Below are 4879 nucleotides of genomic sequence, written 5' to 3'. Positions count from 1 at the left end.
GTACGGCAGGCGCGCCAGGAAGCGCGGCATGGTCAGGCCGATGTAGCGTGCGTCTTCCGATTCACGCAGGGAGCGCCAGCCGGCGTACTCCGGGGTGGTGAAGATCTTGGTCAGGTCCCGTGGGTTGGACAGTTCCTGCCACGAGCCCATGCCCATCACGGTCGGCGATGCCGCTGCAATGAACGGCGAGTGCATGGCCGCGCAGACCTTGGACAGTTCGCCCAGCAGCTCCACGTCCGGTGGCGACTGGTCGAAGTAGTAGTCGCCCACCAGGCAGCCGTACGGCTCGCCGCCGAACTGGCCGTATTCCTCTTCGTACATCTTCTTGAACAGCGGGCTCTGGTCCCAGGCCGTGCCCTTGAATTTCTTCAGGGTCTTGTGCAGCTCCGGCTTGGAGATGTTGAGCACACGGATCTTCAGCTGCTCGTCGCTTTCGGTGTTGTTCACCAGGTAGTGCAGGCCGCGCCAGGCGCTTTCCAGCTTCTGGAATTCCGGGTGATGGATCACCTGGTTGACCTGGGCGGTGAGCTTGGCGTCGATGGCGGCGATGATCGATTCGATCGATTTGATCGCATCGTTGGACACCAGGTCGGTCTGCGCCAGGGCCTGTTCGGCCAGGGTGCGAACCGCGGTCTCCACGGCTTCGCGAGCGCGCTCGGTCTTGGGTTTGAATTCCTGCAGCAGCAGGGAGGCGAACTCGCTGGCTTGCTCGGTGGCGGCCGGTTGGCCCTGATTGTCACGCATCAATTCGGTCATGATCGTTGGTCCTGATTTACGCGTTGGGCTCGGAGTCCACAGGCTTTGGCGCACTCGCCAGGGCCTGGAGCAACGCCGGATCCTTGATGGCTTTCATGATGATTTCTTCAGCGCCGGTCTTGCCGTCCATGTAGGTCAGCAGGTTGGCCAGCTGAGTGCGGGCTTCCAGCAACTGGTTCAACGAATCGACCTTGCGGGCCACGGCCGCCGGGCTGAAGTCGTCCATGCTTTCGAAGGTGATGTCCAGGCTCAGGTTGCCTTCGCCGGTCAGTTCATTGGGCACGTGGAACGCCACCCGCGGCTGCATGGCCTTGAGGCGCGAGTCGAAGTTGTCGACGTCGATTTCCAGGAACTTGCGGTCGGCAACGGCGGCCAGTGGCTCGGCCGGTTTGCCCGCCAAGTCAGCCATCACACCCATGACGAAGGGCAACTGGACCTTCTTCTCGGCGCCGTAGAGTTCCACGTCGTACTCGATCTGCACCCGGGGCGCGCGGTTGCGCGCGATGAACTTCTGAGAACTTTGCTTCGCCACGTTGTGCTCCTGGTCGCTGCTGCGACGGTGTTGGCGTCATCGGTGGTTGCCGTTAACGGGGCTGCGGGCGCCTTGGGGGCTTATTCGCCTTCCGGGCCACGCAGGTTTTCAAATTGGGACATGCCGTCGGGAATCAGATTGCGCACGATGGCCGCGAAGTCGGCGTTGACCAGATTCTTGGCCCGGTTCAACAGCATCGGCAGCGGGCTGGACGGCTCGTGGCGCTGGTAGTACGCGAGGATCCGGTCGAGGCTGCGCAGCACGTCGTCGCGGCTGTTGATCTCGCCGGAGACGCGCGGCGCCGCACTGGCCACTGGCTGGGCCGGGTCGTTGTCGGGGGCCTGTTCGGCGACGTCCGCCTCAACGCTGTCGGCACCTTGCGGGGCGTGTTGCCCGAGCACTTGCAGGGCCAGCTTGAGCGGCTGCTTGAGGGCCGAAAGGTCCACGCCACTGGCGCTGCCCACGTGTTCGCTGACGTATTGCTCGATGGCCTCGCAGGACGCGCGCGCGCTGCGCAAGGCGTTGCGTACCAGCTCCAGCTGCTCGGCGTCGCTGTCTTGCAGGGCGCCGGCCAGGTGCTCGGCACTCAGGCTTTCGCCGTTGAAATGCTGCAAGCCGCTGGCGTTGAAGGCCGCACGCAGGCTGACCGGCCCGAAGGCCCGGGAGCGGGTGAGGATGCTTTCACGCAGCAGGCCGACGGTGGTGTCGCAGGTCAAACCGGCCAGGGCATTGATGCGCACCGTGGGGTCGTTGTCGTCATCGGCGTCCAGGCGCGGGTGCAACTCGGGCCAGTAGGTGGCGAGCAGTTGTTCGATCAGTTGCAGGCTGTCGGCAAGCCCCGGCAGGCCATCGAGGGCCAGGGTGCTTTGCAGAAGAAAATGGGTGATGCGCAGGTCTTTGCTGCGGGCCAGCAGGTCCAGGCTTTGCTGGCGTATGCTGCGCCAGTCCGGCGGTTCGGCAGGCAGGATCGAGTCGCCCATGCTGCGCTCGGGCTGGCCTTGGGCGGCCCGCTCCAAGTGCAGAAAGTTCGCGTCATATTCCAGGTCTTCGCCACAGGGCGAAGTCGCGGAAACGGCGGCGAGCAACAGGGGCACATCCACTTGATTTGATCTCCGTATCAGCCCGCTGAACAGTCGGGTAACTAAGGCTTAGTTCTTTGTGAACCAGGTCACATTTCTTGGTTTATATAGACTCATTGATGTTAGTGAGCCATCATCCGTGTACAAGAAGTTGTGCATTTTTGGTGTAGTAGTTGGGGCTTGTCAAGGTAAGCTATTCACTCTTCGTGACACTGAGATGTCGCCAATAAACTTCTTTGACTATCAAGTCAGTTTTGCTGGTCGAAAAACAGTTCTTGTCATCTGTGGCCTTTAGAATTGGGCTTTCAGGCGGATAGAGACGCTGTTTTGAGGCTTTTTTGTGGTTTTTTTTCAAGCGTGACGGAACTTTTTTCCTAGCGGCGGTTCGCAGGCGAAGTACAGCAAGGAGGCGCGATGTCGCTGTGTCTGACTATCACTAGTTATCACAAGATTACCCCCGGCCAATGCCCCGAGAAAGTAATGGATCGGGGTGTGATGGCAATTGGCCGCAGCGCGGATAATGATTGGGTACTTCCAGATCCAGAGCGCTTAGTTTCCGCGCTACATTGCGTTATTCAATATAAAGAAGGCCGCTACTACTTAACCGATAACAGCACTAATGGTGTGGAGTTGGTCAAGGCCGGTGTGCGTCTGCGCCGGGGTAATAGCGAGCCGCTGGCCGATGGCGAAGTGATCCGCATCGGCGAGTACGAGATCAGTGCGCGCATCGATTTCGATCTTGGCGTGGGCGGTGCCCAGGGCTTTGCCGAGAACAGTTCCAACAGTTTTGACGCCTTGATGGGGCGTCAGGCGCACGATCCGGCGCCGACTCCAGTCATTGCCCCGGCGCTGATTGCCCACTTCCAGGGCGGCTCGTCCATGGCCACCATGCCCGACCTGTTCGACTTCCTGACGCCCAGCGCCACGCCGCCGGCCACCCAGGCCGATCATGTGCCGGCCGAACAGCATGATTTCCGTCCGCCAACGCCAACGCCAACGCCAACGCCCACTCCGGCGCCGGTCGTCGCACCCGCGGCGGTGAGTGGCGCGCCGATGATCCCCGCAGACTGGGATCTGTTTGCCGATACGCCGGCGCCTGCCGCCGACCCCTGGGCGGACATTGCAGTTGCAGCCCTGCCGTTTGCACAGCCTGGCGTTGCCAGCGCACCGATCGCGCCGCCGCCACAACCCCTGCCACTTGACGTCCCTGTTGCGGCAACCTCGCCCCTGGTTTCGCCTGCACCTGCACCTGCACCTGCACCTGCACCTGCACCTGTGGCGCCGGCAGCGCCCGCGACAGCCCCGCAAGCCGACCTGCTGCAGGCCTTTTTGCGCGGCGCCGGCATTGATCACTTGCGCATCGACCGGGAGCAGGCCGAGGCGCAGATGGAAAACCTCGGTCGCAGCTACCGCTTGATGGTTGAGGGCCTGATCGATGTGTTGCGCGCCCGCAGCAGCCTCAAGGGCGAGTTCCGCATGCAGCAGACCATGATTCGCCCGGTGGAGAACAACCCGCTGAAGTTCGCCCCCAATGTGGATGAAGCCATGTTGCTGATGCTGCGGCGCAGCAACCAGGCATTCATGGCGCCGGACCTGGCGGTGCAGGACAGTTTCGATGACCTGCGGGCTCACCAGCTGGCGGTCATGGCCGGGGTGGAAGCGGCCATCAAGCATCTGTTGCAGCGCTTCGAACCGGCCGAGCTGGAAACCCGCATGGGCAAGCCCGGCGGCTTGAGCAACCTGTTCAGTGGTTCGCGCCAGGCTCAGTACTGGCAGCAATTCACTGCGCTCTACAGCCAGATTTCCCGCGAGGCCCAGGACGACTTCCAGGACCTGTTCGGGCGTGAATTCAGTCGTGCCTATGAAGAGCACACCCACCGGCTGCGGCGTTCCTGAGCGGGTCCGGATCACCTTGTAAACACCGAAACACGGACAGCTGATACGTCATTGAGGACGCAGGATGATTCAACGATTGCTGACATTGGCCGCCATGCTCCTGCTGGCCGCCTGTGCCAAGGATGCGCCGCCCAGCGTTGCCGAGGCGGCCAAGGCGGCGGACACCGCCAGCCTGGTCCTGCGCTTTCAGGCCGAGGCCGGGCTCAACCCCGGTCCTGGCGGTGAGCCTGCGCCGGTGCGGGTGCGCATCTTCGAATTGAAGAACCCGGCGCTGTTCCTGCGCTCCGACTATTTCGCCCTGGCCGAACGCGCCCCGGCGACCCTGGGTGCCGACCTGATCGATCAGGACGAGGTGCTGATCCAGCCCGGTGACCAACTGAGCCTGGAACGCACCCTGGACCCGGCTACCCGTCACCTCGGCCTGTTGGTGGGCTACCGCGAAATCGACCAGGCGCAGTGGCGCACCGTGGTCAACGTGCCGTCGCGCCAGCACAGCGAATACTTGATCAGCCTCGACGCGCGCGCAGTGCGCAGTGCGGTCGCGGCGTCCCCATCCAGCCCTGCCCAATAGGCAAACGGAGCAACCATGTCCTGGAACAATCGCGTGGTCTGGTCG

General features: G+C 62.7%; 5 protein-coding genes. 2 read left to right on the top strand and 3 right to left on the bottom strand.

The genetic code is table 11. From position 1 onward, the window contains the following. The 3 genes from tssC to tssA all read right to left on the bottom strand — a co-directional run. On the bottom strand, positions 1–756 hold a 756-nt coding region (tssC, locus tag M1B34_RS33300), incomplete at its 3' end, for a type VI secretion system contractile sheath large subunit (RefSeq protein ID WP_268267390.1). Between the two features lie 16 nt (positions 757–772). Beyond that, positions 773–1288: a type VI secretion system contractile sheath small subunit gene (tssB, locus tag M1B34_RS33295; RefSeq protein WP_025130792.1), complete on the bottom strand. Its 516-nt coding sequence runs from the start codon at positions 1286–1288 to the stop codon at positions 773–775. Positions 1289–1368: 80 nt separating this feature from the next. Beyond that, entirely contained in the window at positions 1369–2388 is a 1020-nt protein-coding gene (gene tssA, locus M1B34_RS33290) for a type VI secretion system protein TssA (RefSeq protein WP_123327861.1), read from the bottom strand. Positions 2389–2781: 393 nt separating this feature from the next. On the opposite strand from tssA, the gene tagH reads away from it, so the two are divergent. Together tagH and tssJ are read left to right on the top strand one after the other, a co-directional pair. Further along, entirely contained in the window at positions 2782–4263 is a 1482-nt protein-coding gene (gene tagH, locus M1B34_RS33285) for a type VI secretion system-associated FHA domain protein TagH (RefSeq protein WP_268267389.1), read from the top strand. Positions 4264–4327: 64 nt separating this feature from the next. Further along, positions 4328–4834 (top strand): type VI secretion system lipoprotein TssJ, encoded by a 507-nt coding sequence (gene tssJ / locus M1B34_RS33280; protein ID WP_268261208.1) that lies wholly within the window; start codon positions 4328–4330, stop codon positions 4832–4834. The last annotated feature ends 45 nt before the right edge of the window (positions 4835–4879 follow it).

The sequence above is a fragment of the Pseudomonas morbosilactucae genome, assembly GCF_023241715.1.
Taxonomy (GTDB): Bacteria; Pseudomonadota; Gammaproteobacteria; order Pseudomonadales; family Pseudomonadaceae; genus Aquipseudomonas; species Aquipseudomonas morbosilactucae.
This window is presented reverse-complemented; position numbering and strand designations above follow the sequence as displayed.

Coding starts and splice junctions, on each gene's coding strand:
- tssJ (WP_268261208.1), top strand. CDS start 4,328: ATGATTCAACGATTGCTGACATTGGCCGCCATGCTCCTGCTGGCCGCC.
- tagH (WP_268267389.1), top strand. CDS start 2,782: ATGTCGCTGTGTCTGACTATCACTAGTTATCACAAGATTACCCCCGGC.